This window comes from Actinomadura sp. ATCC 39365, assembly GCF_054392275.1.
In genome coordinates this window covers 6,280,503-6,305,115 of the sequence record NZ_CP184335.1, presented here as the reverse complement: position 1 = coordinate 6,305,115, position 24,613 = coordinate 6,280,503, and the positions used below count along the sequence as shown (strand labels likewise).

27 protein-coding genes and 1 other annotated feature are annotated in these 24,613 nt (G+C 69.0%); of the genes, 7 read left to right on the top strand and 20 right to left on the bottom strand.

Going from position 1 to position 24,613, the window contains the following annotated elements:
* Nucleotides 1–57 precede the first annotated feature (57 nt).
* Nucleotides 58–681 carry a hypothetical protein gene (locus tag ACNF49_RS30780; RefSeq protein WP_482939716.1) on the bottom strand — a complete coding sequence of 208 codons (624 nt, stop codon included), beginning with the start codon at nt 679–681 and terminating at the stop codon, nt 58–60.
* A gap of 50 nt (nt 682–731) precedes the next feature.
* Here ACNF49_RS30780 and ACNF49_RS30775 point away from each other — a divergent pair, with 50 nt between their 5' ends.
* From ACNF49_RS30775 to ACNF49_RS30760, 4 genes are all read left to right on the top strand, one after another.
* Nucleotides 732–2,165, top strand: a complete 1,434-nt coding sequence (locus ACNF49_RS30775; RefSeq protein WP_482939715.1) for a hypothetical protein — start codon at nt 732–734, stop codon at nt 2,163–2,165.
* A 377-nt stretch (nt 2,166–2,542) separates the two neighbouring features.
* Nucleotides 2,543–3,091 carry an RICIN domain-containing protein gene (locus ACNF49_RS30770; protein WP_357987692.1) on the top strand — a complete coding sequence of 183 codons (549 nt, stop codon included), beginning with the start codon at nt 2,543–2,545 and terminating at the stop codon, nt 3,089–3,091.
* A gap of 64 nt (nt 3,092–3,155) precedes the next feature.
* The gene (locus ACNF49_RS30765; protein WP_498703254.1) at nt 3,156–3,290 is read left to right on the top strand and encodes a hypothetical protein; all 135 of its coding nucleotides are present in this window, start codon (nt 3,156–3,158) and stop codon (nt 3,288–3,290) included.
* 587 nt (nt 3,291–3,877) lie between these two features.
* Nucleotides 3,878–4,273: a recombinase family protein gene (locus tag ACNF49_RS30760; RefSeq protein WP_482939714.1), complete on the top strand. Its 396-nt coding sequence runs from the start codon at nt 3,878–3,880 to the stop codon at nt 4,271–4,273.
* A 23-nt stretch (nt 4,274–4,296) separates the two neighbouring features.
* Here ACNF49_RS30760 and ACNF49_RS30755 read toward each other — a convergent pair whose 3' ends face one another.
* The 5 genes from ACNF49_RS30755 to ACNF49_RS30735 all read right to left on the bottom strand — a co-directional run bounded on the left by ACNF49_RS30755 (nt 4,297) and on the right by ACNF49_RS30735 (nt 7,440).
* A complete protein-coding gene (locus tag ACNF49_RS30755; RefSeq protein ID WP_482939713.1) occupies nt 4,297–5,613 on the bottom strand; it encodes an IS256 family transposase in 1,317 nt (438 codons plus the stop codon).
* 56 nt (nt 5,614–5,669) lie between these two features.
* Nucleotides 5,670–6,179 carry a hypothetical protein gene (locus ACNF49_RS30750; protein WP_357987841.1) on the bottom strand — a complete coding sequence of 170 codons (510 nt, stop codon included), beginning with the start codon at nt 6,177–6,179 and terminating at the stop codon, nt 5,670–5,672.
* A 2-nt stretch (nt 6,180–6,181) separates the two neighbouring features.
* Nucleotides 6,182–6,679, bottom strand: coding sequence for a PadR family transcriptional regulator (locus ACNF49_RS30745; RefSeq protein ID WP_357987689.1), 498 nt, complete (start codon nt 6,677–6,679; stop codon nt 6,182–6,184).
* Complete coding sequence (locus ACNF49_RS30740; RefSeq protein ID WP_482939712.1) at nt 6,676–7,194, bottom strand: RNA polymerase sigma factor; 519 nt, start codon at nt 7,192–7,194, stop codon at nt 6,676–6,678. Before ACNF49_RS30740 ends, ACNF49_RS30745 begins: the two co-directional genes overlap by 4 nt.
* 63 nt (nt 7,195–7,257) lie before the next feature.
* On the bottom strand, nt 7,258–7,440 hold the full coding sequence (locus tag ACNF49_RS30735) for a hypothetical protein (protein WP_357987683.1): 183 nt from the start codon (nt 7,438–7,440) through the stop codon (nt 7,258–7,260).
* 484 nt (nt 7,441–7,924) lie between these two features.
* Here ACNF49_RS30735 and ACNF49_RS30730 point away from each other — a divergent pair, with 484 nt between their 5' ends.
* Entirely contained in the window at nt 7,925–8,338 is a 414-nt protein-coding gene (locus ACNF49_RS30730) for a site-specific integrase (protein ID WP_482939711.1), read from the top strand.
* 82 nt (nt 8,339–8,420) lie between these two features.
* Here the strand turns inward: ACNF49_RS30730 and ACNF49_RS30725 are convergent.
* From ACNF49_RS30725 to ACNF49_RS30690, 8 genes are all read right to left on the bottom strand, one after another.
* A protein-coding gene (locus tag ACNF49_RS30725; RefSeq protein WP_482939532.1) for an IS3 family transposase occupies nt 8,421–9,643 on the bottom strand; the annotation gives its coding sequence in 2 pieces (ribosomal slippage) (nt 8,421–9,364 and nt 9,364–9,643; 1,224 coding nt in all).
* Nucleotides 9,252–9,365: a sequence feature (AL1L pseudoknot), on the bottom strand. (Overlaps the previous gene by 114 nt.)
* Nucleotides 9,644–9,766: 123 nt before the next feature.
* Nucleotides 9,767–11,782 carry a Tn3 family transposase gene (locus ACNF49_RS30720; RefSeq protein ID WP_482945608.1) on the bottom strand — a complete coding sequence of 672 codons (2,016 nt, stop codon included), beginning with the start codon at nt 11,780–11,782 and terminating at the stop codon, nt 9,767–9,769.
* A 114-nt stretch (nt 11,783–11,896) separates the two neighbouring features.
* Nucleotides 11,897–12,802: a DUF4158 domain-containing protein gene (locus tag ACNF49_RS30715; protein WP_482939710.1), complete on the bottom strand. Its 906-nt coding sequence runs from the start codon at nt 12,800–12,802 to the stop codon at nt 11,897–11,899.
* 118 nt (nt 12,803–12,920) lie between these two features.
* Nucleotides 12,921–13,454 (bottom strand): hypothetical protein, encoded by a 534-nt coding sequence (locus ACNF49_RS30710; RefSeq protein ID WP_482939709.1) that lies wholly within the window; start codon nt 13,452–13,454, stop codon nt 12,921–12,923.
* A gap of 261 nt (nt 13,455–13,715) precedes the next feature.
* Nucleotides 13,716–14,894, bottom strand: a complete 1,179-nt coding sequence (locus ACNF49_RS30705; protein ID WP_482939708.1) for an ABC transporter permease — start codon at nt 14,892–14,894, stop codon at nt 13,716–13,718.
* Nucleotides 14,891–15,547 (bottom strand): ABC transporter ATP-binding protein, encoded by a 657-nt coding sequence (locus ACNF49_RS30700; protein ID WP_482939707.1) that lies wholly within the window; start codon nt 15,545–15,547, stop codon nt 14,891–14,893. The genes ACNF49_RS30705 and ACNF49_RS30700 overlap by 4 nt, the downstream gene beginning before the upstream one ends.
* Nucleotides 15,544–16,563 carry a peptidoglycan-binding protein gene (locus tag ACNF49_RS30695; RefSeq protein ID WP_482939706.1) on the bottom strand — a complete coding sequence of 340 codons (1,020 nt, stop codon included), beginning with the start codon at nt 16,561–16,563 and terminating at the stop codon, nt 15,544–15,546. The genes ACNF49_RS30700 and ACNF49_RS30695 overlap by 4 nt, the downstream gene beginning before the upstream one ends.
* The gene (locus ACNF49_RS30690; RefSeq protein WP_482939705.1) at nt 16,560–17,006 is read right to left on the bottom strand and encodes a hypothetical protein; all 447 of its coding nucleotides are present in this window, start codon (nt 17,004–17,006) and stop codon (nt 16,560–16,562) included. Before ACNF49_RS30690 ends, ACNF49_RS30695 begins: the two co-directional genes overlap by 4 nt.
* A gap of 122 nt (nt 17,007–17,128) precedes the next feature.
* Here ACNF49_RS30690 and ACNF49_RS30685 point away from each other — a divergent pair, with 122 nt between their 5' ends.
* The gene (locus tag ACNF49_RS30685) at nt 17,129–17,782 is read left to right on the top strand and encodes a response regulator transcription factor (RefSeq protein WP_364104525.1); all 654 of its coding nucleotides are present in this window, start codon (nt 17,129–17,131) and stop codon (nt 17,780–17,782) included.
* The gene (locus tag ACNF49_RS30680) at nt 17,779–18,909 is read left to right on the top strand and encodes a sensor histidine kinase (protein WP_482939704.1); all 1,131 of its coding nucleotides are present in this window, start codon (nt 17,779–17,781) and stop codon (nt 18,907–18,909) included. The genes ACNF49_RS30685 and ACNF49_RS30680 overlap by 4 nt, the downstream gene beginning before the upstream one ends.
* A gap of 150 nt (nt 18,910–19,059) precedes the next feature.
* Here ACNF49_RS30680 and ACNF49_RS30675 read toward each other — a convergent pair whose 3' ends face one another.
* The 6 genes from ACNF49_RS30675 to ACNF49_RS30650 form a co-directional block, all read right to left on the bottom strand.
* The gene (locus ACNF49_RS30675) at nt 19,060–20,292 is read right to left on the bottom strand and encodes a tyrosine-type recombinase/integrase (RefSeq protein ID WP_482939703.1); all 1,233 of its coding nucleotides are present in this window, start codon (nt 20,290–20,292) and stop codon (nt 19,060–19,062) included.
* Nucleotides 20,289–20,864 carry a hypothetical protein gene (locus ACNF49_RS30670; protein WP_482939702.1) on the bottom strand — a complete coding sequence of 192 codons (576 nt, stop codon included), beginning with the start codon at nt 20,862–20,864 and terminating at the stop codon, nt 20,289–20,291. Before ACNF49_RS30670 ends, ACNF49_RS30675 begins: the two co-directional genes overlap by 4 nt.
* Nucleotides 20,861–21,130 (bottom strand): hypothetical protein, encoded by a 270-nt coding sequence (locus ACNF49_RS30665; RefSeq protein ID WP_482939701.1) that lies wholly within the window; start codon nt 21,128–21,130, stop codon nt 20,861–20,863. The genes ACNF49_RS30670 and ACNF49_RS30665 overlap by 4 nt, the downstream gene beginning before the upstream one ends.
* 115 nt (nt 21,131–21,245) lie before the next feature.
* Nucleotides 21,246–23,072, bottom strand: coding sequence for a DUF4158 domain-containing protein (locus ACNF49_RS30660; RefSeq protein ID WP_482939700.1), 1,827 nt, complete (start codon nt 23,070–23,072; stop codon nt 21,246–21,248).
* Entirely contained in the window at nt 23,069–23,401 is a 333-nt protein-coding gene (locus ACNF49_RS30655; RefSeq protein WP_482939699.1) for a helix-turn-helix domain-containing protein, read from the bottom strand. The genes ACNF49_RS30660 and ACNF49_RS30655 overlap by 4 nt, the downstream gene beginning before the upstream one ends.
* On the bottom strand, nt 23,398–24,546 hold the full coding sequence (locus tag ACNF49_RS30650; RefSeq protein ID WP_482939698.1) for a tyrosine-type recombinase/integrase: 1,149 nt from the start codon (nt 24,544–24,546) through the stop codon (nt 23,398–23,400). Before ACNF49_RS30650 ends, ACNF49_RS30655 begins: the two co-directional genes overlap by 4 nt.
* Between the last annotated feature and the right edge of the window lie 67 nt (nt 24,547–24,613).

The window sequence follows — 24,613 nt, the reverse complement described above, 5'->3', positions numbered from 1 at the left end:
TCGCCGGCACCGATTCCGTGGTCATCGCGTCGCCGGCGAGCTGATCGTGCTCGTTCATCACCCGTTCCACTTCGAGCCGAAACAGACGCCGATCCAGACCATGAGCTGATCCGGCAGCGCGTCGGTGCTGTTGATGATCTCGGGCAGCGAGCACCGTTCCCGCAGGTCCTTCAGCGCCTCCCAGTGCGCCAGAGGTGGCTTCTCCCCCGGTGTGATCGTGGTGGCCACATCGCGCACGCGGACGATCAACGAGTGAGTGAGCGCCAGCGTGTGCGTGTAGCTGCCCGCATAGGGCAACGCCACCGCTCCCGCCTCGGTAACCACGGCGATCCGCTGCTCGACCAGCCAGCATGCGAGCGGAGAGTCTGCGGGCCGGATCATCACATTGCCATAGCCCCCGCCGGGCCCGAGCAGAGCAGCGGTGGGGTCGACAGCCTGGGCCGCCTCAGAATAGGCGATCAGCAGCGCCTTCCCGAACCGCGCGAAAGTCATGATCAAAAGCCTGCCCGCGTGACGGTCAAGTCCCGGCAGCCGCCGCCCCCGACTGCCGGGGACATGGACGCAGCTGAGATGCTGGCCGAGCTGGTGGCAAGGCTGCTGGCCGAGCAGGGCCAGGTGGGCGAGCTGTGGGCGTGTGCCGATGCCGGAGACGCAAACGCTGTGGAACGGCTGGCCGATCATGTGCGGGTCCACAAGAACGACTACCGGGCCCGGGGTGGCCAGGTGCCGACGTGCTCAACGGCTACCGCGGCCGCGTGGTGGCCATCGACGGCGTGCTCCGCGTGCTGGTCGAATGGCGTGCTCCGCGTGCTGATGGGCCGCGCCTGGAACGGCAGTGGCTCGACCGGGGGTTCATTGCGGCCGGCGGGCTCGGGTACGGCACCGCCATGACGGTGGCCGCCACGCAGGGCGCCACTGTGGATCGGGCCCTGGTCTACGGGTATGGGCTGGACCCGCACAGCCTGTATGCGGCCATGAGCCGCGATCGCGATGCCGCCTACCTGTATCTGCCGCGTGAGCTGCTGGAGAGCGATGCCGACCGGGCCCGCCTGGGCGAGCCGGAGGGGCATGAGGTCGAGTTGCAGCGCGTCGTCGCCGCCTACGCCGCCACCCTGCGCGGCGACCGCGCCAACCGTCTGGTCACCACCGAACCCGAGCCGATCGCCGGTCAGCACGCAGGACAAGTGCGAGATGGCGAAGGCCTGCGTCGGGCCCGACAGGAGTTGGTCGACGCCGAGCGTGAGGCAACGGCGGCCGTCCGCCGGGCCAGCGTTCTGCTGGCGCTGACCCGGAGCCCGTACGGGGTCGGCCTGCTCACCGACGGCCAGCTGGCCGCCTGCCAGCACACGCTGAGCGAGCGCGTCACTGCGGCGGCCGCCACCGTGCAGGCCGCCGAGCAGGACATGCGCCACTACGCCCGTGATGGCGGCGGTCCTGCCGAGCAGGCGTTGCAGCAGAAACGAGCCCACCTGGCCGAGCAGGCGCGCCAGGTCGAGGCCGCCGAGCAGGCCGCCCGCCGGCTGCAGCAGGCCCGCCAGGAGGTGGCCGGCGGCCGCGAGCAGATCCGCCGGCTGGTCCAGCGCGAGAGCCGCCTGCAGCGCGAGCTGGACGGGCTGGGCCGCCTGCGTCCCTCGCATCGGGCTCGGCGCCGCGAGCTGGAGGCCGCGCTGCCCCGGTTGCGCGAGGACCTGGCCGCCGCGCGTGAGCGCCTGGCCGTGGTGCTGCGGCAGAGCCCGGTGTTGGAGGCAGCCGCCGAGCAGACCGCCGCCATGGCCCCGCCGGTCACCGCCTGGCCGCTGGTTCGGCGCCGGCACCACGATCTCGAACGTGACTGGGAATCGGCCCGGCGCGGGGCACGGGCACGTGACGTCGACGCCGCCGCCCATCGCGTCGGCCGCGGCCGCCAGGTGCACCAGGCGGGCCAGGCCGAACTGGCCGCTGCGCATGACGAACGCCGGCGTCGCGCCTACCTGCCGCCTGACCGGCGCGAGATCGAACATGCCGCTCGCGCCGAGAACGCTCAGCGCCAGCGCGATACGGCTGCTGCCCGCGGCGACGGCCCGGATCGTCCGGCGCTGGGGCGGCAGAGCGAGCGTGTGCGCCCGCAGCCCCATCGGCCGCCACCGAGCCAGGGCGTCGACCGCGGGCCCGGCCTGAGCCGCTGACCGGTGACACCAATTGGTGTCACCGGCAGAAGAACCGCAGGCCGGGCGGCGTTCAGCTCATGCTGTCGGCCCACCTCGCACTCCTCGCCCGCCGCCAGCCGCTCGACGGCGGCCAAGGTGCCCCTGCGGCCCCGGCTCAGCGCAAGACCCGCCGCGAGAACGAGAACCGGGTCAGCGCACTCGCGTCCTGACCATGATCGTTCTCACCGATAACCGCTGTGCCGATGTTCCCCGAGGCCGGAGTGCCTCCAGGCAGGACGCCCGCGCCCCCAACCTGGAGTGACATACCTCCAGAACCTACTCAGATAGCTGTTCCATCTGGAGGAACGGAGTGGAACGCCATTGGGGTGACACGTTCACACAATCAGGAGGAAATCGTGCGCCGCTCATTCCTGGCCCTTCCCTTCGCGCTCGCGCTGGCCTTCGGCCTGTCGTCGGCCGCGCAGGCCGACACGCCGACCGCCATCCGGTCCGCCGCCTCCTTCAGCGCCAAGTGCATCGGCCTGGCCAACAACGGCAGCACCGCCAACGGCACCAAGCTGGTGTTGTGGGACTGCCACGGCGGCGTCGACCAGTCCTGGTTCGGCCGCTCCGACGTCTCCATCCGCAGCTTCGCCGGCACCAACAAGTGTGTGGGCCTGGCCAACAACGGCAGCACCGCCAACGGCACCTCCCTGGTGTTGTGGGACTGCCACGGCCACAACGACCAGCGGTGGGTCCTCACCCCCACCTTCGACGGCAACCACCACTACCTGATCCGCAACTCCAAGTCCGGCAAGTGCGCGGGTCTGGCCAACAACGGCAGCACCGCCAACGGCACGTCGCTGGTGTTGTGGGACTGCCACCAGGGCGCCGACCAGAGGTGGGTGCTGCCCGAGCCGTACAACTCCGGCAACTCGCAGTTCGTCTACGGTTTCAGCCGCTGACGATCTTTCCCGCTATGCTTGCGGTGTAATTATCATTACACCGCAAGACAGTGAGTTGCCCGGGGTGAAGATTCCCGCCCGGGCGGCCCGGCTGGCCGGGAGTTCCAGGAACAGGAAGAACGTCCTGATCGCCTGGGCGCGCGATGGCCGCGTGCCCCTGGCCGTGTTGGGGGTCGAGGAGGAACTCCTCAGGAATTAGCGGTAGCGACGCCTTGATCCTTATCGATGACGGTATGTGACGGTTGAGTTCCTGTCCGATGATCAAGCAGCGGCCTACGGGCGCTTCTCCGGTGAGCCGACCCGAGCGGAGCTGGAGCGACCTCCGTTGGCTCTCGGAGGCTTCCAGCTCGCGGCCACGCCCCATCGACCGATGGCACGCGTGTCGGATCTCGTCCGTCACCGAGCTCCGTCGCCGCGCTCGTATCGCCCCCGACAAGCGGGGCAAGAGCGAGCATCGCGGACGCCCCCCGCGGAAGACCACCATTGGGAGTCAGGAGATGGATCAGGCATCGGGCCTGAGTGCTTGGCGCGGCCCTACCCGTTCCCCCCGACAATTTCGGGGCAGGTGCCCGGGCCCGGCGTGAGGACACCCTGTACGGTGACTGGCTCATCGCCATCTTCGACCGCCGGTACCACGCACCGGAGCACGAGCCCAGCTCCGCCTGTTCTACGAGAGCATCCGTCGCGTGCTCGGACGCCTCTCCCGTAGCAAGGTCGTTGGGCTCTCCGCGATCCCCGTCGTCGAGACCCGGCTTGCTCACGGTGCCGCCTTTCAGACACCAGGGGATGCTGAGCTTCCTCATTCATGGTCGCGCTGCCGACAGCCTTGTCAGCCGCGCGAAGTGGTCTCCACGCCCGCAACATGCAGACCACCTCGCGCATTCGTGCCGCGACATTGTGGAGGAGATCATCTCCACCCGTCGCAAGGACTGCCCCAAGCTCCAGGCCGTCATCGCTGGGAGGAAGGCCGGGGACACGCTGGTCATCACCAAGCCCGACCGCGTCGCGCGCAGCGTCAAGGAGCTGCTGGTCTTCCTGGAGGACGAGCTCGCGCCGCGCGGCATCAACCTGCACATCCTGACCGGCATCTGCGCCGGCATCCACCGCCCTGCCGGGCAGTCCATGGCTGACAAGATGCTGTGTAGGTCACGGCTCGCGTCCCGCGTGGGACTGTCTAGATAACGGTGTATCTCGATCTTGAGTGATTATCGGGTGGTCGAGGTCAAGCGGCCTTCGAAGGTGATGGCGAAGGCGTTCAGAGCGGCCTTCCAGCGGGTGATCCAGCGTTTGCGGCCCTTGCCGGTCGGGTCCAGGCTCATGATGGCCATGTAGACGCACTTGAGCGCGGCTTGCTCGTTGGGGAAGTGGCCGCGGGCCTTGACCGCCCGCCGGATGCGGGCGTTGACCGACTCGATGGCGTTGGTCGAGCAGATCACCCGGCGGATCTCGGTGTCGAAGTTGAGGAAGGGGACGAACTCGGCCCAGGCGTCCTCCCACAGCTTCACGATCGCCGGATACCTGCCGCCCCACGTCTCGGCGAACTCCAGGAAACGCTCCAGCGCGGCGGCCTCGGTCGGCGCGGTGTAGACCGGCTTGAGCGCCTTGGCGATGGCATCCCAGTGCTGGCGAGCGGCATACCGGAACGAGGCGCGCAGCAAATGAACGACGCACGTCTGCACGACGGCCTGCGGCCAGACCTGTTCGATGGCCTGCGGCAGGCCCTTGAGGCCGTCGCAGACCACCATCAGCGCATCGCCGACGCCGCGGTTCTTGATCTCGGTCAGCACATGCAGCCAGAACTTGGCCCCTTCGCCGCCGTCGCCGGCCCACAATCCGAGGATGTCGCGCTCACCGTCCACGGTGACGGCCATGGCCACGTAGATGGGCCGGTTGGCGACCTGGCCGTCGCGCAGCTTCACGTGGATGGCGTCGATGAAGATCACCGGGTAGACGGGGTCGAGCGGCCGGTTCTGCCATTCGGCCATCCCGTCCAGCACCTTGTCGGTGATGGTGGAGATGGTCTGCTTGGACACCTCGGCGCCGTAGACCTCGGCCAGGTGGGCGGAGATCTCCCCGGTGGTCAAGCCCTTGGCGGCCAGCGAGATGACCATCTCATCGACCCCGGACAGGCGCCGCTGCCGCTTGCGTACGATCTTCGGCTCGAAACTACCGTCCCGGTCCCGCGGCACGGTGATCTCCACGGGCCCGACGTCGGTGATGACGGTCTTGGATCGGCTGCCGTTGCGGGTGTTACCGGTCTCGTTGCCAGAGCGTTCGTGCTTGTCGTGGCCGAGATGGTCGGTGATCTCACCTTCTAGAGCAGACTCCAGCACCAGCTTGGTCAGCCTGCCCAGCAGCCCGTTCTCACCGACCAGCTCCACGCCCTCGGCACGGGCCTGGTCGACCAGCCGGGCCACCAGCTCTCGATCCGACTCTTTGGCCTTGACGTCCTTCGGCTGCTTGCGCGCCACGGCGCCGTCCTCCAGGTCGATCTCCGTCGATGCCTGGATCACAGTACTCATCAGGGGTGTCCTCCGTGATCAGGAGTTACACCGTTGTTTTTACAGTCCCTCCCGCGTCAGGGGGTCAGTTCCTCGAGCCTTTGGAGCAGGCGGGCTTGTGCCTGTCGGCGTCGCAGTCCCATCAGCGGGCTACGGACCAGTGTGCTGGTCATCAACCGGCTGCGATATAGCGATCGGATGCCGTAGAACACGGTGAGTGTGGTCTCGATGAAGTCGGCTCGTTCGGCCGGCGGAAGCCAACGCGCCGACAGCCGGACTGTCAGGCGGATTACTCGCCGCACGAAACCGTACCGGGCGGTGAGCAAGCCGAACAGTAGATAGGCAAGCCATGCCACGGCGAGCGGGACACTGACGAAGGTGGGAAGTTCCGAACCTTCAGGGGTGACGTAATCCCACAGGAACGTGAGTGCCCCCAGGACGAGTGCCGCGCTGGAGGTGAGCAAGAAACCCTTCTTGCCGTTCACCGACTGCGTGTAGTTGTTGCTGAACGCCCCGACCGCCCACATCCCGGCGCTCAACACGCCGCCCACCAGGAGGAACCCGAACATCATGGAAAGGAGCAGCACGGTCAGGTCCCTTCTGTGAGGGAGCGGTGGAGCAGGCCACCAGTGAGAAACGCACCGGCTTTCTGCTGTTCGAGGTAGGCGGTCATCTCGCCGATGCCCCGAGGACCTTCAGCGGTCAGACGGTAGAGCTTGCGGCGCGGCTGGCCCTCTGGGACACCGCTCTCCCATCGCTCTTCCACCCAGCCCGCTTCGACGAACTGACGGATCACTGGGTAGATGGTGCTGGGCGGCAACCCCAGATCCTTGCAGATCGTGAGATCGTCGAGGGTCTCCTCAGCGTTCTGGCGAAAGTAGCGGCCGATCGAGATCGTTGCGGGACCCAACGATATCCAGATCGCTGCCTTGGCCGGGACGTTCAAGGCGGCGCGGATCTCGGCGGAGCGGGCCTGGACGCTCGCCAGGATCGCGTCCAGATCCAGTTCCTGCGACAGCTCCGCCGCCAGCTCACGCTGGCTCTTCCGAAGCCGGGCATCCATGTCACGCTCGTGGTCGTTCCTCACCTGCCCTCCTCCCTATCCCGGAGCACAGCTTTCAGTTTGCGCCGTGCATGGCGCAGGTTCGAATTCACCGTGCCTCGCTTCATGCCGAGAATTCCGGCGATCTCATCGGGATTAAGCCCGTCGTAGTAACAGGCCATGACAGCCCGCTGCCTGTCCGGCAGGCACGCCAGCAGCGCCACGACTTCCGACTTTTCCTCGATGACCGAGGTGCTGGCCTCATCCTCATGGGAAGACCCCGCCCATCCGCCCTCGATTGCCAGCGTCAGGCCCCGCCGGTCATGTTTAGCCGCCTTCGCCGCCTGCCTCAAGGCCACCTTGCACACCCAGGCGTAGGGAGACCGAATGGCCTCCCAGCCCACCCCGGCACGAGCCATCGCCTCAACCGTGGCCTCGAGTGCTTCCTCCCAGCTGTAGTTATGGCTCAATAACAGCGCCATGACGCGCGAGAACTGCTGCTTGAAGAACGTTTCGAAGCTCTCATACTCCGGAGGATCAGAATCCTCATTCGTGATCACCTGGCCTCGTCACCACCCGCTACGATCAGCGCCATCCCGGCTACCAGTACCGGCGAAGAGTCATCACCGACGAAATCGCGGTACCACAAGGCAGAGCACGATGACCAGGCCGACGGCCAGCCCGGTCACCGCAATTGAACGGGTACTCACATACAGGCCGCCGATCCCGGCCGCTACCGCGTTGAACAGCACCACCATGTCTCCGACCGGCTGGCTGGGGCGGTTATTTCCCTCATCCACGCTCATACCGGTTTAGAGCGTCGGCCCCTCCAGCGAGTGCAAAGCCCTCGGCAGAAACTCCTACTTTTCGGGGTGTCGGTTCCCCGCTCCTTCGTAACCGGACAGCGCCTCGCTTCTGTCCGGTCCAGAGCTTCGGCGCGGCCCAATCAAGGCGAACCGCGCTGAACAAGGCGGTGGCATGTTTCGCTCGTATTCCGGCCCCACCTGTTGGACACCCGGGGCCAGCCGATCCAATCGGGACGCGACCGTTACCTGCGCAAACCGTATGCCGATCCATCGCCATCGACCAGGACAAGGCCGCCACCATCGTGGAGGCCTACCGTCAGGGCCCTGGCACCCGAGCACCAGGTCGCCCCAAGACCATACGCCGCGTCCTGGGCGCTGCCGGTGCCCGCACTCTGCCCGACCACCTCGACATCGCTCCGACCGGCCCCGGCGAGCGGCCCAACGAGAATGCGCCGGACCTGGTCTGGGCGGCACCCTTGAGTACGTGCACTGGGCCACCGCCACCGCCCGGCTGCTGCCCCGCCTGCTCCAAGGCCGCCAGGCCGGCCCCGTCTTTCTGGCCGACCGGCGCGCCCCCGCCTCCGGCCGCCGCGCGCCCGCGGCCGCCGACATCTGCCCGATCACCGGCCGCGGCCGACTGTCCTACCCGCGCGCGGAGTACCTGTTCAAGACGGCCTCCGCCGAACTCGACCCGCACGGCGAGGGCTGGACGCTGCACCAGCTCCGGCACAGCGCCTTGCAACATCTAGCCGAAGCAGGCCGAACCGCGCCCGAACTGCAGGCCAAGTCCCGTCATCAGCACCTGGCGAGCCTCGGCCGCTACGTACGCCTCGGCGAGGAGACCTCCGCCCGCATCACCGCCGAACACGACCCCGCAGCCCGTCGGCGCGAGCGCTGAACCCGGACGCCGCAAGCACGCGGTGTGTTTCTGGCGTACTCCGGCCGTACCCTGAACCGCGCCGGGTTTGTTGGAGACCGGGTTATGTGGCTGGGGTGAGAGTAGCTGAGTTGATCTCTGCGCGGTAGAGGGCTTCGTATTCGGCGGGTGGAAGGTCCTGGCAGGCGCTGTGGAGTCGGCGGTTGTTGTACCAGTCGACCCATTCCATGGTGGCGAGTTCGACGTCGTCCAGGCCCTTCCACGGGCCGCGGCGGTGGATCAGTTCGGTCTTGTACAGTCCGATGGTGCTCTCGGCCAGGGCGTTGTCGTAGCTGTCCCCGCGCGAGCCGACCGAGCTGACCGCGCCGGCGTCGGCGAGCCGGTCGGTGTAGCGGATGGATAGATATTGGCAGCCGCGGTCGGAGTGGTGCACCAGCCCGTTCAGCGTGTCGGTCTGGCCGCCGCGGCGCCACAGGGCCATCTCCAGCGCGTCCAGTGGCAGGTCGGTACGCAGGTGGTCGGTCAGCCGCCAGCCGACGATCATCCGCGAGTAGACGTCGATGACGAACGCGGCGTAGACGAACCCGGCCCAGGTGTGGATGTAGGTCAGGTCGGCCACCCACAGCCGGTTCGGCGCCGGCGCGGCGAAGTCCCGCTCGACCAGGTCGGCCGGCCGCGGACACAGCGGCTCAGCGATGGTGGTGCGGCGCTTGTGATCGCCCCGGACCGCGCCGGACAGCCCTAACCTGCGCATCAACCGGGCGACCGTGCAGCGGGCCACGGCCACGCCCTGGCGGTTGAGCGCCTTCCACATCTTGCGCACCCCGTACACCTCGAAGTTGTCGTTCCACAGCCGGATGATCTCGGCCGACAGCTGCTCGTCGCGTCGCTGCCGGGCCGAGGGCGGCCGGTTGCGGGCCGCGTAGTACGTCGCCGGCGCGAGATCGAGCACCTGGCAGATCGGTTCGACACCGAATTCGTCGCGGTGGGCGTCGATGAAGGCGACTATCTGGGCGGTCGGGGGTCGAGTTCCCGGGCGAAAAAAGCGGCCGCCGACTTCAGGATCTCATTGGCCCGGCGCAGTTCACGGATCTCCCGTTCGAGCTCGGCGATCCTCTGCGCATCGGCTGTCGAGGTGCCCGGCCGCTGTCCTCCGTCGACCTCGGCCTGCCGGACCCAGCTGCGCAACGCTTCGCGGTGGACGCCGAGCTGCTGGGCGACCCGGGCGATGGCGCCTGGCGCGTTGCCGGTCTGCTCGCGGACCTCGAACACCATCCGCACCGCGCGCTCACGTACTTCCTGCGGGTACTTCCTGGGGGCTGGCATCGCGTGTGATTCTCCCTTCCGCCAGCACGATCATGCTGGCTTCAGGGCCTCCAAGAAAGTCGGTGCGGTTCACCCGAACTACCTGAAGCTCTACTGCTGACCGCCCCGCATGCGGCGGCGAGCTCACCCGGCCGGCACGGGCAGGTCGTGGAAGGGGCGCAGCCCGGAGCCGACGTCAGCGCGGGTGAAGGCGTAGCGGCCCAGGAAGTTGATGTGCTCGTACTGGATCGGTGACAGCCGGGCGCACATCTCGTCGGTTACCGGGAAACCTTGGGCACGCAGCCGCTGCACGGCAGCATCCAGGTACAGGCTGTTCCACCAGATGACCGCGTTCAGCGCCAGGCCAAGGCTGCCGAGCTGGTCTTCCATGCCCTCGCGGTAAGGCTGGCGCAACTGCCCGCGGTTGCCGAACGCGATCTTCCGGGCGAGCCGGTGCCGGGCCTCCTGCACGTTCAACTGCGTGCCGATCATCCGCCGGTAGCCCTCATCATGCAGGAACTGCAGCAGATGCAGGGTTTTGAAGATGCGGCCGTAGGGCACGAACGCCTCTCCCAAGCCGGTGGGGCGGCCGTCGGCCGACAGCATCCGGATCAGGTCGTAGGCACGCACCGTGCACATCGTGAGCGAGCCGGCCACGCGCAGCATGTCGCCCCAGTGGGCGCGGATCCGATCCAGGCGGACCACATGGCGGGACATGTGCTCCAGCGGCCCATACGTGGCGCGGGTGTTGGTCCGCCACAGCCGCATGTCGGCCAGGTCGGCGATACGCGGGGAGAACTGGTAGCCGCAGATCGCGAACAGGCCGAACACCAGGCCGGAGTAGCTGGCGGCGTCGGTGACCACCGTCTCGGGACGGGGGCCGCCGTCGAGATTGTGGATGGCGTCCAGGGTGGACAGCGAGTCGCGCAGCGTGCCCGGCACCACCAGCCCACCGATCCCCATCACCTGATCATTGACCACGTTCAGCCAGGTCGCGCCGCGCTGCCGGCCGAAATAGATCGGGTTGTGCCCGGCGTGCAGACTCTGCACCGGGACCACGAAGCGCAGCCCGTCGGCCGATGCGATGTGCCCGCTGCCCCAATGCCGGACGATGCCGATACCGGCCTGGGCGCCGATCAGCCGGGCATTGGCCGCCGCGATCGTCTCCGCGCGCACGTAGCCCTGGTCGACCTGCTGCAGCCGGGCCCGCGTCAGGGCGGGCACGTTCGGCTTCTCGATCGGAACCAGCCCGACATTGCACGCCTCGGCCACGATCAGCGCGGCCAAGCTCATCGGGAAGTCGTCCATCGCCGCATCGACGCCGGAGACGTGGGTGAAGTCCGCGGGCAGGCCGGTGCGGTCGAACACCTCCAGCAGCAGCTCGGGGAAGTCCAGCCGGGGCAACATGCCGTCGACCAGGTTACGCAGCTCCTTCATCAGCGGTGGTTCGGCCAGCGGGCCGAGCTTCTCCAGCTGCAGCCGGCCGCCGACGAACTGCACCGCGGTGTTGCCGCCGAGCCCGTCCAGCACGCGCACGTAGGCGCCCTCCAGCGCACTGGCGAGCTCGGCCAGGTGCCCGGCTGGCTCCAGCTCGAGTTCCAACGAGGTCAGCAGGCGTGGCCGCGCCTGATCCCACGCCTGGCCGTCCGGTAGCCGGGCTCGCGGATCGCTCCACCGCTCCGAGCCGTCGGCGAACACGTCGCGCCGGCGCAGCGCGGTGTGCAGGTGCATGAGCGCGCACAGCACGAACGCGGCCTTGTCGACCTGCCCGTCGGGAAGATCGGGGTTGCGGTACACCAGCGGCCGCCACGACCCGGTGATCAGCTCGTCATGCGCGGCGATGTCACCGGGCGCGTAGCGGCGGCGGCTCTTGGCCATCACCGCGGCGGCGCGCACCATAGCCAGCACCGGGGTACCCGCCTCGACCGCGCGGAACCGGATCGTGGACAGCAGCGGATCGATGAAGCCCTGCACGGTGCGGTAGCGCTTGACCAGCTCGGCCCGCCACTGCGCGGCCGTGTCGTCATCGCTGACCGGCACTAACGCCGCCACCGTCTCCACCGCCGAGGCCAGCTTCTCGCGCGGCACCACCTCCTCGATCGCCTTCCACACCTCCACCAGTGACACCAGGCGTTCCTCGGTCGCTTCCGGCACCGCCATGAGCACCTCCATCGCCGAGGCCATCGTCCGCGCCGCCCTACGTAAACCGCGGGAAGGTACGCAGCTGCTCGGCCTTGCCCGCCCGCTCCGCGCGGGCCGGCAGGTTGGAGGAGATCAGCAGATCGAGCACGTCCAAGGTGTCATCGACCGAGGCGGTCTCCGGGTGCCGCACCGTGGCCAGCAGCGTCGCGCCCTGCCGATCGGCTGCCAGATCCCGCAGGGTGGGCGCCTTGGCCGCCAGCCCGTATCGGGCCAGCGCTCCCAGCTTGACCGCCGGCACCGGATCGGTGGCCACTTCTCCGGCGCCGAGCTGGGCGATCTCGGCCACTCGGCGCAGTTCGTCGGCCAGCACCCGGCCCGAGCCTTGGTCGGTACCGTGCGTAACCGCTCCAGCTCTGAGTGGCGCTTGCCGTCCGGCACCGCCAGCAGCCCCGCCTGCGCGGCGCGCATCTCGGCCGGCAACCGGCCTGACAGCAGCGCGTGCAGCCGCTCGTTCTCCGCCCGCCGCACCTCGCCGATCAACCGCACCAGCACGGTCATGCCCGGTAGCAGGATGCGCTCCTTGAGCATGTGCACCCGGGCTCGGTCGAACAGCGCCCGAGGCCCCTCTGCCGAGGCCCACACCCGCGCCGCCACGTACTGGCGCACCTCGCTCTCGCACGACCCGAAGTCCCGATAGTCCAGTAACTCCCGGATCTCCCAGGCGTGCTCGTACACCGTCTGCTGCCGCTGCCCGTAGTCGGCCAAATGCGCCGGATCCAGGGCGAGCTGCTCGGCGACGAACGTCACCGCCTCCGGCGGCACGGCCAGCGGGTCGTCGGTCAGGAACACCCCCAGCATGCGTACCGTGCCCCACTGCACGGCCCAGCCGAGCTTCGTGGCCGGACGCCGTTTCGAGGCCAGCGCGTCCAAGGCACTGCGATCCAGCCGGAAGAACTGCTCCAGCTCCGCAGACGAGGGCTCCTCGGGGAAGCGGCCATAGTGGGCGATCTGCTCATCAGAGAGAAATTCGAAGGGCATGGCCCCGGACATAGGCCCCGCGACCTGCCCAAACGAAGGCCGTCATCGAACCGGTACGAAGATCAACTCTCTACCGCTAATTTCTGCACTCAGCCTCCTCGAAGGCCAGTCCCGGTGCTCACGTCCCGGTCGTAGAGGTGTGCGCCTGTGGATGCAGTGGTGCCGAAGCTGACTGGCGACGCTGCTGTCGCAGGAGAGCGCGGATGCGGGCGGTGGTGACCATGATCCCGGTTGCGGCGGTCAGGCCGACCGCGGCGAGGAAGGTCGGCCAGATGTGAGACAGCAGGACAAAGGTGACGCCGCGGCCGCCGGTGATCAGTTCCAGGATGCGCGGCAGGAAGGCGAGCACCGGCAACGGCAGCAGATAGGGGACCAGCCGGAGCATCGTCCTCCAGGAGGCGGCGGTGGCGCGGCGCTGCGCCCAACGTCGCGCTCGGCGAGCTTTGACGGCTCCGCCTGTCGCGATCGAGATCGCGGCGGCGAGTGCGGTCAGGTCGGGGATGAAGGCGAGCGGGAGCGGGGTGCCCGTACCGGGCGTGCCCTGGGTCAGGGCGATGAGGTCTTCCATGATGGCCTCGACGTCGGCCTCCAGCGGCATGCGGCTGTTGGACATCAGCGCGATGCCGTACCCGCTGTCGGGCAGGAGCACCATGGTTCATCCCGGGCTGGCCGTATCGTTCGTCGACGTCATCGAGGCGGATCTTCACCAGTTCGGCGACGCGGACGCCGGTGTAGAGCAGGGTCTTGATCAGCACGATGTCGCCGGTCCGGCGGCCTCGTACGCCGGCTTACCGATCAACGGTGCCTCACGACGTAGGCCGAAACCGTGGCCGCCGGGCCTTGGACTCACCGCGTTCCCCGCACCGCCGAGCCCAGCGGCCAGCCGCCGAGCCGGTGGTGTGATGGCGGCTGGTCAGGGCGAGGCCAGCGCCTCTGTCGGGGCCAGGTGGCTGGCACGGATGGCGGGGTAGAGCCCAGCCAGGCCGCCGATCATCAGGGTTGCGGCCAGACCGCCTACCAGTGCCCAGATGGGGATCACCATCGGCAGGGCCTGGATGGCCGCGTACACACCGGTCACCGCGGTGCCCAGGAACAGGCCGCCGATCCCGCCGAGACCGGACAGCAGCAGCGCCTCGGCCAGGAACTGGACGCGGATCTGCCCCTGCGTGGCGCCCAGTGACCGGCGCAGCCCGATCTCGGCCTTGCGTTCCAGGACCGCGATGACCATGGTGTTGGCCACGCCCACACCCCCGACGACCAGGGCGACCGCGCCGAGGCCGAGCAGCAGGCCGGTCAGGGCCCGGTCCGTCGCCTGGCGGGCGGCGAGCGCGTCGGATGGCCTGGACACGTTCACCTCGCCGGGCACCTGAGGTTTGGCGGTGGCGGCCAGCACGGCGCGCACCGCTTCCACGGCCGAGTCCTCGGTGCGGGTGTAGATCGTGGTCGGATGCCCATCGAATGACAGGTACCGTGCGGCAGCGGGCCAGCCGATCATCGCGGAGGAGTCCAACTCCGGCGCGAGCGGTACGGCGTCCAGCATCCCGATGACGGTGAACCAGTGTCCACTCAGGTACACCTGCCGTCCCAGCTCTGTGACGCCCAGCCGTTCAGCCGCTGTCGAGCCCAGCACGACGGCTGGGTACCGGGCCGTCGCGCCGTTGAGCCAGGTGCCTCGCGCCACAGCCGCCCCGACGAGATCGGGGACGGTCAGCTCTGTGGCGACGACGGCGATGCCGCCGCTCTCGGCCGCAGGAATCCGGTCGTTGCGGTAAACGTGCGCATCGGGCAGCAGCGCGGTAGCGGCGGCACCCGTCACCGGGCGGATTCTGCGGATCATGGCCGCCGCCTCCCGCGGCAGCTGTGCCTGCTTGCCGAACACGGTCTGGCCCGGCGCCACCGTGAGCAGGTTGGTGCCGAGCCTGGCCAGGGTCCTGTCCAGCTGGGCTCGGCTGGAAGCGGAGATCCCGACGACCGACACCATCGCGGCGATCCCTATGGCGACGCCGAGGGCCGACAGGAGGGCGCGCAGCGGCCGGGTGCGCAGCCCGGCCCCGCCCACCCTGATCACGTCCCTGGCCGACAGCGCCGTCATGGCAGCACCCGCCCGTCCCGCATGCGCACCTGCCTGGGCAGGGCGTGCGCGATCTCCAAGTCGTGTGTGATCACCACGATCGTGGTCCCTGACGCGTTCAGCTCTCGTAGCAGCGCCAGAACGCCCGCGCCCGCCGCCGAGTCGAGGTTGCCCGTCGGCTCGTCGGCCAGCAGCAAGACAGGCCTGCGCACAGCCGCCCGTGCGATGGCCACGCGCTGCCGCTCACCGCCGGACAGCTCGTGCGGCCGGTGCCGTACGCGACGGCCGAGCCCCACCTGGTCGAGCGCCTCCAGCGCCCGGGCGCGCCGCCGCCCGAGCGGCACCCCTGCATACAGCAGTCCGTCGGCCACGTTGTCCAGCGCCGACGCGCCTGTGGTCAGGTGGAACTGCTGGAACACGAACCCGATCCTGGTGGCCCGCAACTCCGACAGGGCGCGGTCCGGCAGCGTGCCCACGTCCTGGCCGTCGAGGCGCACCCGGCCGCTGGTGGGCCGGTCCAAGGTGCCGAGGATGTGCAACATGGTGGACTTTCCCGACCCGGACGGCCCGACGATGGCCAGCAGCTCGCCCTTCTCGACCTCCAGCGAGACGTCATCCAGCGCGATGACACCACCGGGGTAGGCCTTGGTGACGCCCTCGAGCCGCGCGATCATGTCGGCATCCCCACCTTCAGGCCGGCGGTGAGCCCCTGGCCCGACACCTCGACACGCCCACCGGCGAAGAGCCCCGTCCGGACCGGAAGGACCCGGCCGTCCGCGAGTTCGACGCCGTACCCGCCCTCGGACAGCGCCAGGAGCGCCGCGACCGGCACCGTGAGAACGTCCTTGCGCACCTCGGAGACGAGCGTCACATCGACCGCCGCCCGGTCGTAGCCGACGGCCCCGATCGCCACGGTCAGCTCCACCTTCGTGGTCGTGCCTCGCTGATCGGAATTGACCACGAACTGTGCCGTGGCGACCTTCCCCTGAACCTGCTCGCCGTCCGGTGTCCTGACCGTCGCCGCAGCGCCGATCTTGGCCAGCCGGTACTCCGTCTCGTCCAGCCGTACGGTGACCAAGTGCGCGGTCCCAGTGACAGTGAGAAGTGGAGCGCCTGGACGGACGAGCGTCCCAGGCGCTGCCGTCTGGTCGTTGACGCGGACGGCGTCCGGCTGGAAGACGGCCCGGCCGAGCTCGACCACGCCGGTCTGTTTGACGCCGAGGTCCTTCTGCCACTTGCGTACGGCCCGCGCGCTCTCCCCGCTGAATACGTCATCGATGGTGAAACCGCGATAGCCGAGTTCGCGCAGGTTCTCTTCCAGCTGCCGGACATCGGCCCCTCGCATGCCGGACCGCAGTGTCCGGTAGGCCGGCAGCTTGCCGTACAAGAGCACGGTGGGGACCTGGTCGACCTTGAACAGCACGCCACCGCGCCGGACCGTCGAACCGATGGCGGCGAGCGCGGTGACCGTGCCGGGAGCGGCCGCGGCCAGCGGGCGCTCCCGGCCGTAGCCCACGATCCCCGTGGCTGTCGTGGTGTCGGCCAGGTCCTGCTTGGTGACCTCGGCGAGAGCGGCGGGCACGGCGTCGCGGGCGACCGGTTCGTCTCCGCGCCCGCCGAACACGATGACCGCGGTGGTGGCGCAGACCGCCGCGAGGATCAGCGACCCGGCCGCGAGCCGGCCGGTCATGCCGCGCGGCACTTTTCCATGGCGGCCTTGAACTTCGGGTCGTCAGGGCCGGCTCCGAGGGCGCCGACGTCCAGCTTGAACCTTCCGCTGGAGTCGGGGTCGGGGAACGTGGGGTACCCGTTCTCGCGCATGCACCTGGCCTGCTTGCGCGCGCTGTCGAGATCTTGCGGATTCGGCTTGCCTCCCTGACCGCCGGGCAGGAGGTGACCGCACTTGGCCATCGCGGCGTCCATCTTCTTCTTCTCGGCGATGTCGCTGCTGACCTGGAAGCGGCCGTTGGTCGGGTCCTTGATGTCGACGCCCTCACCTCGCATGCACCGCGCGAAGGCCAGCTCGCCGTCGCCGGCGGCCGAAGGGCTCGCGGCCGCGCTCGCCGTGGCGCCGCTCGCGGTGGCGACCCTGGTCTCAGGTCGGGCGCCGCAGGCGGTAAGGACGAGGCTCATGGCGAGGAGCCTGATCAGTGTCTTCGTCTTCATGGCCCGGAGTTCATCGCAGAGCCGCTTACCGTGGCGTTAGCGCGAACGTTAACGGTGGCGATACACCCAACCGGATAGAACTCCTGAGCGTGCGTGTTCTGATCGTCGAGGACGAACCGGTGCTGGCCGACGGCATCGCCGAGTGGCTGCGTCGCGACGCGCTGGCCGTTGACGTGGTCAACGACGGCGGCTCGGCGCTCGAGCGGCTCGGAGTGAACGACTACGACGTGGTCATCCTTGACCGTGATCTGCCCGCCGTCCATGGCGACGACGTGTGCCGATCGATCGTGGAATCGGCCACACGAACCCGCGTTCTCATGCTGACCGCTGCTGCGGCCGTACGGGATCGGGTGGCGGGCCTCCAACTCGGCGCCGACGACTACCTGCCCAAGCCGTTTGCGCTGGCCGAGTTGTCGGCCAGAGTGCAGGCGCTGCTGCGGCGCACCGGGCCCGCCACGCCTCCGGTCCTCAGCCGCCGTGGCATCCGGATGGATCTGGCCAGGCGGGAGGTTTACCGCGATGGGCGTTACGTCGCGCTGTCGCGCAAGGAGTTCGCCGTTCTCGCCGAGTTGCTGCGCGCCGACGGGGCGGTGGTGTCGGCCGAGGACCTGCTGGAGCGGGCCTGGGATGAACACATCGACCCGTTCACCGGCGTCGTGCGGGTGACCATTCTGAAGCTGCGCCGCAAGCTGGAGGTCCCCGTGATCGACACCGTTCCCGGAGCCGGGTACCGGATCGCATGAACAAGCTCACGATCAGGGCCAGGCTGACCCTGGTGTACGCGGCGTTCTTCCTGGTGGGCGGAGTGGTGCTGCTCGGCGTGACGACCCTGCTGGTGTCCCAGCAGGTGCCGTCGGCCGTCAGTGGCAAGCACATCCTGTCGTCCACGCCGTCTGGACCGCCGATGGACCAGGGACGGCAGATGCTGAGCGAACGGATCCGTACGGCGACCACCACCTCGCTGATATCGCAGGGCGCGATCGGGTTGCTGCTGGTCGGCGCAGCCTCGGTGGGGTTCGGCTGGCTGGTGGCGGGCCGCGCGCTGCAGCCCCTGCACCGCGTCACCGAGACCGCGCGGCGGCTGGCCGGGGGCGCGGGGCGGGGACTGCACGAACGGATCGTCATGAACGGCCCGCAGGACGAGGTACGCGACCTGGCCGACGCCTTCAACCTGATGGTGGAGCAACTGGACGCGGCCTTCGACGGACAGCGCAGGCTGGTCGCCAACGCCTCTCACGAATTGCGCACCCCGCTGGCCATGAACAGGACGCTGGTGGAGCTCGCGGTCAGCAGGCAGGGGGCCTCGCAGGACTGCATCCAGCTCGGCACGTCGTTGCAGACCGTCAACGAACGGCACGAACGGCTGATCGACGGCCTGCTCACGCTGGCCGACTCCGAGCACGGCATCACCGAGCGCACCCCCGTCGACCTGGCCGACATCGCCGGCCACGTGTGCGACCAGCGCGGCGTGCCCTGCGACGGCGCGGCCACCGCGGTCACCAGAGGCGATCCGATCCTGCTCGAACGGCTGGTACAGAACCTGATCGAGAACGCCGTCGAGCACAACGTGCCCTCCGGGCTCGTCTCCGTGACCACGAAGACCATCGGCGAGGACGCAGTGCTGACTGTGGCCAACTCGGGGCCTGTTGTGCCGCACTACGAGATCGAGTCGCTGTTCCAGCCGTTCCGGCGGCTCAACCGCGAGCGTACCGGAGGTGGGAGAGGGTTCGGCCTCGGCCTGTCCATCGTGCGCTCCATCGCCCGCGGTCACGGCGGCTCGGTAACGGCCGTCCCTCGACACGGCGGCGGCCTGGTGGTAACCGTACGGTTGCCCGGCCCAGGCACCGCCTCGCCGCGAGAGGCCGTGTGACGCACCCGGCCGACCATCTGCTGGCGGAGCTACCCAATTGCCTGACCTGCGGGAACACCGCAATGGCGGCTGGTGAGGTCAACCCTGACGGCCCCCTGTTCCAGCCGCCCTCCGCCACTGCGCGTTGGCTGGGCCACCTCTCCATCGATTTCATCCATCGCCGGTGGCTTCCTTGTCGCGTGTGCCTCGGTACAGCACGTGCCCGCTCAGGCGCTTGTTGCGCCCCTTGTAGCGGAAGGTGGTGGAGATGGACTTGTGCTGCACGGCCTGCTGGACCTCCTCCGGTGGCGCGCCGCCGTCCAGGAGTTCGGTGATGACGGTGGCGCGGATGCGGTGCGGATGCGCCTTCTCCCCCTCCTCGGTGGGCATCTGACCGGCCGCGGCTGCGGCCTTCAACGCCGCGGTGACCCACCAGCGGTCGATCGGCCAGCCGTCTTCACGGGTGAACAGCAGATCGTCGGCAGGCTTGCCTTGCCGCAGCTGCTGCAGCATGGCGATCGTGTCGGCGTCCGGGATGGGGAGCTGGGCGTATTTGCCGCCCTTGTTGCGGAAGCGCAGCACGGTGTGCCTGCTGCCGTCGGATTCGGTGACGGTGCGGATGTCGCCGACCGTGAGCCCGGCCAGCAAGCCCACGCGGCCGCCGACGTCGTCCAGCAGAGCGATGGCGGCGGCCTGGGCCAGCTGCCCTGTCGCGGCGAGCTTGGCCACCCCGGCTCGCATATGCCGGTGCTGCACGGGTGTGAAGGGGCGGGTGCTGCCCTCGGTGGAGACCGGTGGCGCGTCGACGTCGGCGGCGGGGTTGTAGGCGATCACTTTGCGGCGGCGGGCGTAGCCGTAGAAGCTGGACAGGTTGTGCCGTTGCTTGGCCACCGTGGCCGGGCCGAGCGCCTTGCCGGGCTTACGCACGCCGACGGTCAGCGCGCCGGTCGCGGCGGCGTCGCGGTAGGCGATCAGGTGATCCTCGGTGACCTCGAGCAGCGCCACCGGCGGGGTCAGGGTGCGCAGCCAGCGCAGGAAGGCCGCCAGCACCTGCAGCCGGGTCTGCCGGGTCGAGACAGAGGTGCTGTGCTGCAGCCAGCCGGCCACCACGTTCCAGGTGGGCCGGTCCAGGCCGTCGATCAGGTCGACGTCGGCGCCGGGCACCTCTCCCCTGTCGCCTCGCTCGCGGCGCGGGCTCAGCCCGGCGATCGCGCCGATGCTGAACACCAGCGGCTCGGGCGGCGGCGCTGGAGCAGGCGCCTGGCGTGCTTCGGCGAGCGGCCCGGGCACCGGGCCGGTGTCGCTGGAGGGGTTGTGGCCGGGCCGATGCACGGCGGTGGGTTCCAGGATGTCCTGTGCTTCTGCGGGACCAGAGCCGGCCGGAAGGATGGGCGTACCGCTCATGCCCCCTCCCCCAGGTGTACCGATGCGGGCAGCGGTCGGCCGACGGATACCCAGGCGTCGCCGGGCAGCCCGTCACGCAGCACCTCGGTGTTGTCGGCGAGGTTGATGCCGACGCCGGTGATGACGGCATCCACGCCGCGGCGGGCCTGCTGAGCGCAGCGGTAGCCGTCGGTCAGGGCCACTCCGAGGTAGGCCACGCCCATCCCGTCGGGCAGCGTGGGATCGATCACCTGGTCATCGGCTTCAGCGCGGACGCACCACGCATGGTCAAAGGCGACAGGCACCCTCTGGGCCACCACCATGCCTTCGACATACAGCAGGCCCTCGTGCTCGTCGGCCCACCGGCTGGCGGTGGCGAAGCACGTCCCCGGCGGGCCGGCCACGAACGCGGGAGGCCGGGACGCCGGGGTGAACCGGCGGCCATGGCTGAGCAGGAGCTCGGCCAGGCTGGCGAACCGCCAGCCGTCGCGCTGCGGTGAGCAGGCGCTCCGCCACATTGCGACCCACGCTTCGCCCTGCTCCAGCAGCAGCGCGACCGCCCGGCGCTCGGCGTCGCTCATGCGGTCGTTCATGAGGGAAGAGCCTCCTGGACACGCGCGGGGAGGCTGCGTTCCCGCTGCTCGTCCGCCTGTTCCCACCTGGGGTCGGGGGTGAGCGACGGCATGCGCGTGCAGGCCACCCGGCCGGTTCTGCCGGTGAGCACGGCCTCGGGCGTCGCGTAGCCGAGCGTTGCGTCGTCGGTGAGCACGAGCACGGTGCGGTCGGGCTCCCCTGCCGGTGCCGGGAGCAGCAGCGCGGTGGCGTGGGTGCGGGTCAGCCAGGGTGTACGCCTGGGCATGGCATGCGCTCCTTGGGGCGGTAGTGAGTGCCGGGTCGCCGGAGTTCCGGGGAGGGGGTGGCTCCCTGCATCCCGCATCTGAGAGTTCTCATTCTTCTGTCAGTACTGATTCTCATCAGGTTGTCAGTAAGCACAGCTGGAGCTTCATGGGAGTCGATTCTGGCATCGGGATGGAGGAACGGACGGCCAAGGCGAGCGACCCCAGTGCGCGGAGTTCCCATCCGGGTGTTGGCCACCACGCCGCCTTGGCCACGTCCTTCAGCCAATCGAACTCGCTGCGCCGACTGACCGGAGCAACCACCAGCAGCCGGGCCAGCCTCGCCCGCGCGGCGGCGTCAAGCCGCCCCGTCACCGCCTGGAAGAACCCGGCGTTCACCTCGGCGTGGACCGCTGCGGCCATCGCGTCTAGCGTGGTGTAGCTCGGCAGCTCACACGGAGCGCGGAGCATTTCCTCCAACGCCACATTGATCAGACCCGCCGGGTTGTTGTTCGACTGCATGGCCTTACGGATCGCCTCCTCAGCGACCCGCCGCACCCGAGCCGCCTCATACGACACCCCATGCCCCTGCCGGACGAAGGCCCGATGCCGACCGAGTTGGCGCAGTGCTGCTGGTCGTGCGGTGCCGGTGAGGAATCCAGCGAGGCGTAGATGTTCGCGGAGCGTGCCGGGGTTGGTGGGTTGGTCAGCTCGGCGGCCGGGGAAGAGCCAGCGGGCGCGGGGGTTGGTGGCGGTGTTCAGATGCGGCCGTTCGTCGGCCAGTTGGAGCAGAAGGCCTGCGAAGGGCTCGGGGACCGGTGTGGGCGGGTCTCCGAGTCGAATGTGGAGTTCGCCGTCGAGCGAGATGAGGTCGTCGAGGGTGAGGCGAACGATCCGTGTGATCGGCTGAGCGAGGAGGAGCATAAGGCAGGCCGAGACCCGGGTGGGGAGGGCCAGTCTCTCGTCGCTGAGCGCGCGTCGGAGAAGTTCCAGGCGGCGGCGCTGAGACAGGGGCGGAGCCTTAGCGGTGGCCGGAGTCGGGATCCGGAGCTTGGGCATGCGACCATCGCTGATGGCCCAGCGTAGGAAGACCCGCAAGGTGTTGTGTTGGTGCTGGGGGTGCGTGGCGTGCCAGGCGTCGAGGAGGCCCTGCGTGCAGGACCCGAGATGGTGAGCGGAGTCATCGAGCCAGGCCAGAAAGCCGTGGGCGGCCTTGAACTGTTCGCCGGCGGAACTACGGGAGCCTGGGGTCAGAGGACTGGCCGCAGCGCGGGCGCGCATGCGCGGCAGTTGATGCCAGGTGGCGAAGGCGCGCAGGATCCGCAGGTGGGGGTCGTCGGCGAGTTCGGCGTAGCAGTGGGTGAGCCAGGTCTCGTGGTGAAGGATCTGCTTATCGACCAAGGGCAGGGCCCCGCTGGCCATGAGCAGGTCGCGCAGGTGGGCGACGGTTCTCCAGTTCGGAAGCGGGTGGAGGGCTTCGTGCGTGAGGGAAAGGGTGCCGTCCGCGAGATCGCTGAGGAGGTCCCGGATGTAGGGGCGCCGCAACCACATCCAGGTGGACTTGGGGTTGGGTGAGGCGATCAGCCGATCGGCGAGTGGGCGCAAGGCTGGGCTGATGGAGCCCGTGCCGTCGTCGAAGACGGTGTGGACCAGGTCGGTCAGGGTGCATCTGGTGCAGAGACGACCTGTATAGAGCTGGCCTTCATGTCCGCAGCGGGAGCAGGAGAACGAGCGGGTGATGCCGGCGCAATCCCGGCAGATCGCCTCGCCGTTATCGCTGCGGCCGGGCAGGAGACGGTCGGTCCCGCAGGCGGGGCAGGTGCCGTGAGTGTTCTCGGCCTTGTGCAGGCAGGTCCGGCAAATCGGCCCGTCGGACCAGTTCGCGGCCTTGGCGGCGCGGCGGCCGCAGCGGGCGCAGTCGCGCAGATGCCAGCGTTCGTAGTGCTCTGGGGAGAGGGGGCTCATTGGTCGGGGCGGATCCGGGCGCGCTTGGGCCTGATCGGCGCGATCTGGGCTGCCGGGCCGGTGTCGCCGGTGGCGGTGCGGCGGGGTGCGGCGTTTTCGGCTCTGGTGGCGATGAGGTCGGCGGGGGTGCAGTCGAAGATGTCGCAGAGCGCGGCGAGAACCGACATGGAGAGCCGTTCGGGGATGTGGGTGACCAGCCGCCAGATCTGGACCGCGGACAGGGTGATGCCGCGGTCGGCGAGAGGCTGGGCGAGGTCGGTGGCGTTGAACATGCCATGCGCGGCCATGGTCTCGCGGAGCCGCCACTGGTAGCTGACCTGGCGTTTCATCGGTTCTTCCTTCCGGTGCCCAGAGCGGCGTTCAGGGTTGATTCCATCGCCTGACGCAGGGTGCGGGTGCGGAAGTCGGAGGAGACGCAGGTATAGATCGAGGTGGTGGAGGCGTGCTCGTGACCCACTTGCTCCTGGACGAACCGGGGATCCCAGCCGTCCTCGATGAGGTGAGTGACGTAGGAGCGGCGGAAGGAGTGGAAGTCCATGCCTGGGTCGAGGCCGAGCGCGTCGCGGTAGGTGGCCAAGCGGGTGTTGATCTGGGAGAAACCGATCCGCGGGCTGCGCTCTGAAGGCCAGAACGCCGGCGAGACGGCCGCCTGGGCGAACCCAGGCCGGACTTCGGTGACCCACTGGTCGAGGATGTCGACGATCCAGTCCATCCCGCCGACACCGTCGCGCGGGCCAACCGTCAGGACACTGCGACGCTTGGGCGGTGAACCCTTCATCGCCTTGCCCCAGCGGACGTAGCAGACGCCGAAATCTCCGAACATCGGCGCGTGCGGGTTGGGGCCGAAGTCGACCAGGTCCAGCATCCGATCCTCACGGCGGCGCAGCCCGTAGGCATAGGCGGTCTTGAACAAGGTCGCGTCGCGGAATGCCGGCAGCCAGCCCTTGCGACCCGCGCCACTGACCCGGTGGACCTGGTCGTCGGCGTAGTCGAAGAACGCCTGCAGCTCATCGCGGGTGAACGCCCGCTTGGCCGGATCGGCCTCGTTGTCCTGGAGGTGAACCGCGGTGTTCCACTCGTGGCAGACCTGGATCGGATGCGACCCGAAGCGCCGCTCGCACTCCGCCGCCCACCCATGGGCCGGATCGGTGAGGAACGCGCAGAACGACCGGACCGCCTCGGCGTAGTTCCGCAGCGTCGACTGCCTTAGATGCCGGATCGCCCGCAGGTCGCCCAGCCACTCGTCCACCATCTGTGGCATCCACTGCCACGGGAACGCATCAGCGTGGCGGGAGAACGCCTTCACCGCCTTTTCGCGGCCCTCGATCGTGGAGAACGCCAGATTCCGGGCCATCTGCTGATTCCGCCAGCCCGCCAGCATCGCCTCGGCCACCTGCTCCTCCGGTCGAAGCAACACCGTTCCACCGACCAGATGCAGGCCCGCAGCACCCGGCGCCATCACGTCCCGGCTCATTCTCCGCCACCCTCCAACCGATTACATCAAACGAAGGGATCTTTGAATCGCCCCGACTTTGATGGAG

Excerpts from the sequence above, each read along its gene's own strand:
- ACNF49_RS30735 (WP_357987683.1), bottom strand. The coding sequence starts at position 7,440 with ATGAGCGTGGATGAGGGAAATAACCGCCCCAGCCAGCCGGTCGGAGAC.
- ACNF49_RS30665 (WP_482939701.1), bottom strand. The coding sequence starts at position 21,130 with ATGCCCAGGCGTACACCCTGGCTGACCCGCACCCACGCCACCGCGCTG.
- ACNF49_RS30710 (WP_482939709.1), bottom strand. The coding sequence starts at position 13,454 with ATGGTGCTCCTGCCCGACAGCGGGTACGGCATCGCGCTGATGTCCAAC.
- ACNF49_RS30695 (WP_482939706.1), bottom strand. The coding sequence starts at position 16,563 with ATGACCGGCCGGCTCGCGGCCGGGTCGCTGATCCTCGCGGCGGTCTGC.
- ACNF49_RS30690 (WP_482939705.1), bottom strand. The coding sequence starts at position 17,006 with ATGAGCCTCGTCCTTACCGCCTGCGGCGCCCGACCTGAGACCAGGGTC.
- ACNF49_RS30715 (WP_482939710.1), bottom strand. The coding sequence starts at position 12,802 with ATGCCCTTCGAATTTCTCTCTGATGAGCAGATCGCCCACTATGGCCGC.
- ACNF49_RS30780 (WP_482939716.1), bottom strand. The coding sequence starts at position 681 with ATGATCGGCCAGCCGTTCCACAGCGTTTGCGTCTCCGGCATCGGCACA.
- ACNF49_RS30650 (WP_482939698.1), bottom strand. The coding sequence starts at position 24,546 with ATGAGCCGGGACGTGATGGCGCCGGGTGCTGCGGGCCTGCATCTGGTC.
- ACNF49_RS30680 (WP_482939704.1), top strand. The coding sequence starts at position 17,779 with ATGAACAAGCTCACGATCAGGGCCAGGCTGACCCTGGTGTACGCGGCG.
- ACNF49_RS30655 (WP_482939699.1), bottom strand. The coding sequence starts at position 23,401 with ATGAAACGCCAGGTCAGCTACCAGTGGCGGCTCCGCGAGACCATGGCC.
- ACNF49_RS30660 (WP_482939700.1), bottom strand. The coding sequence starts at position 23,072 with ATGAGCCCCCTCTCCCCAGAGCACTACGAACGCTGGCATCTGCGCGAC.
- ACNF49_RS30670 (WP_482939702.1), bottom strand. The coding sequence starts at position 20,864 with ATGAACGACCGCATGAGCGACGCCGAGCGCCGGGCGGTCGCGCTGCTG.
- ACNF49_RS30720 (WP_482945608.1), bottom strand. The coding sequence starts at position 11,782 with ATGGCGGTGCCGGAAGCGACCGAGGAACGCCTGGTGTCACTGGTGGAG.
- ACNF49_RS30675 (WP_482939703.1), bottom strand. The coding sequence starts at position 20,292 with ATGAGCGGTACGCCCATCCTTCCGGCCGGCTCTGGTCCCGCAGAAGCA.
- ACNF49_RS30705 (WP_482939708.1), bottom strand. The coding sequence starts at position 14,894 with ATGACGGCGCTGTCGGCCAGGGACGTGATCAGGGTGGGCGGGGCCGGG.
- ACNF49_RS30760 (WP_482939714.1), top strand. The coding sequence starts at position 3,878 with ATGCTGAGCTTCCTCATTCATGGTCGCGCTGCCGACAGCCTTGTCAGC.
- ACNF49_RS30700 (WP_482939707.1), bottom strand. The coding sequence starts at position 15,547 with ATGATCGCGCGGCTCGAGGGCGTCACCAAGGCCTACCCCGGTGGTGTC.
- ACNF49_RS30755 (WP_482939713.1), bottom strand. The coding sequence starts at position 5,613 with ATGAGTACTGTGATCCAGGCATCGACGGAGATCGACCTGGAGGACGGC.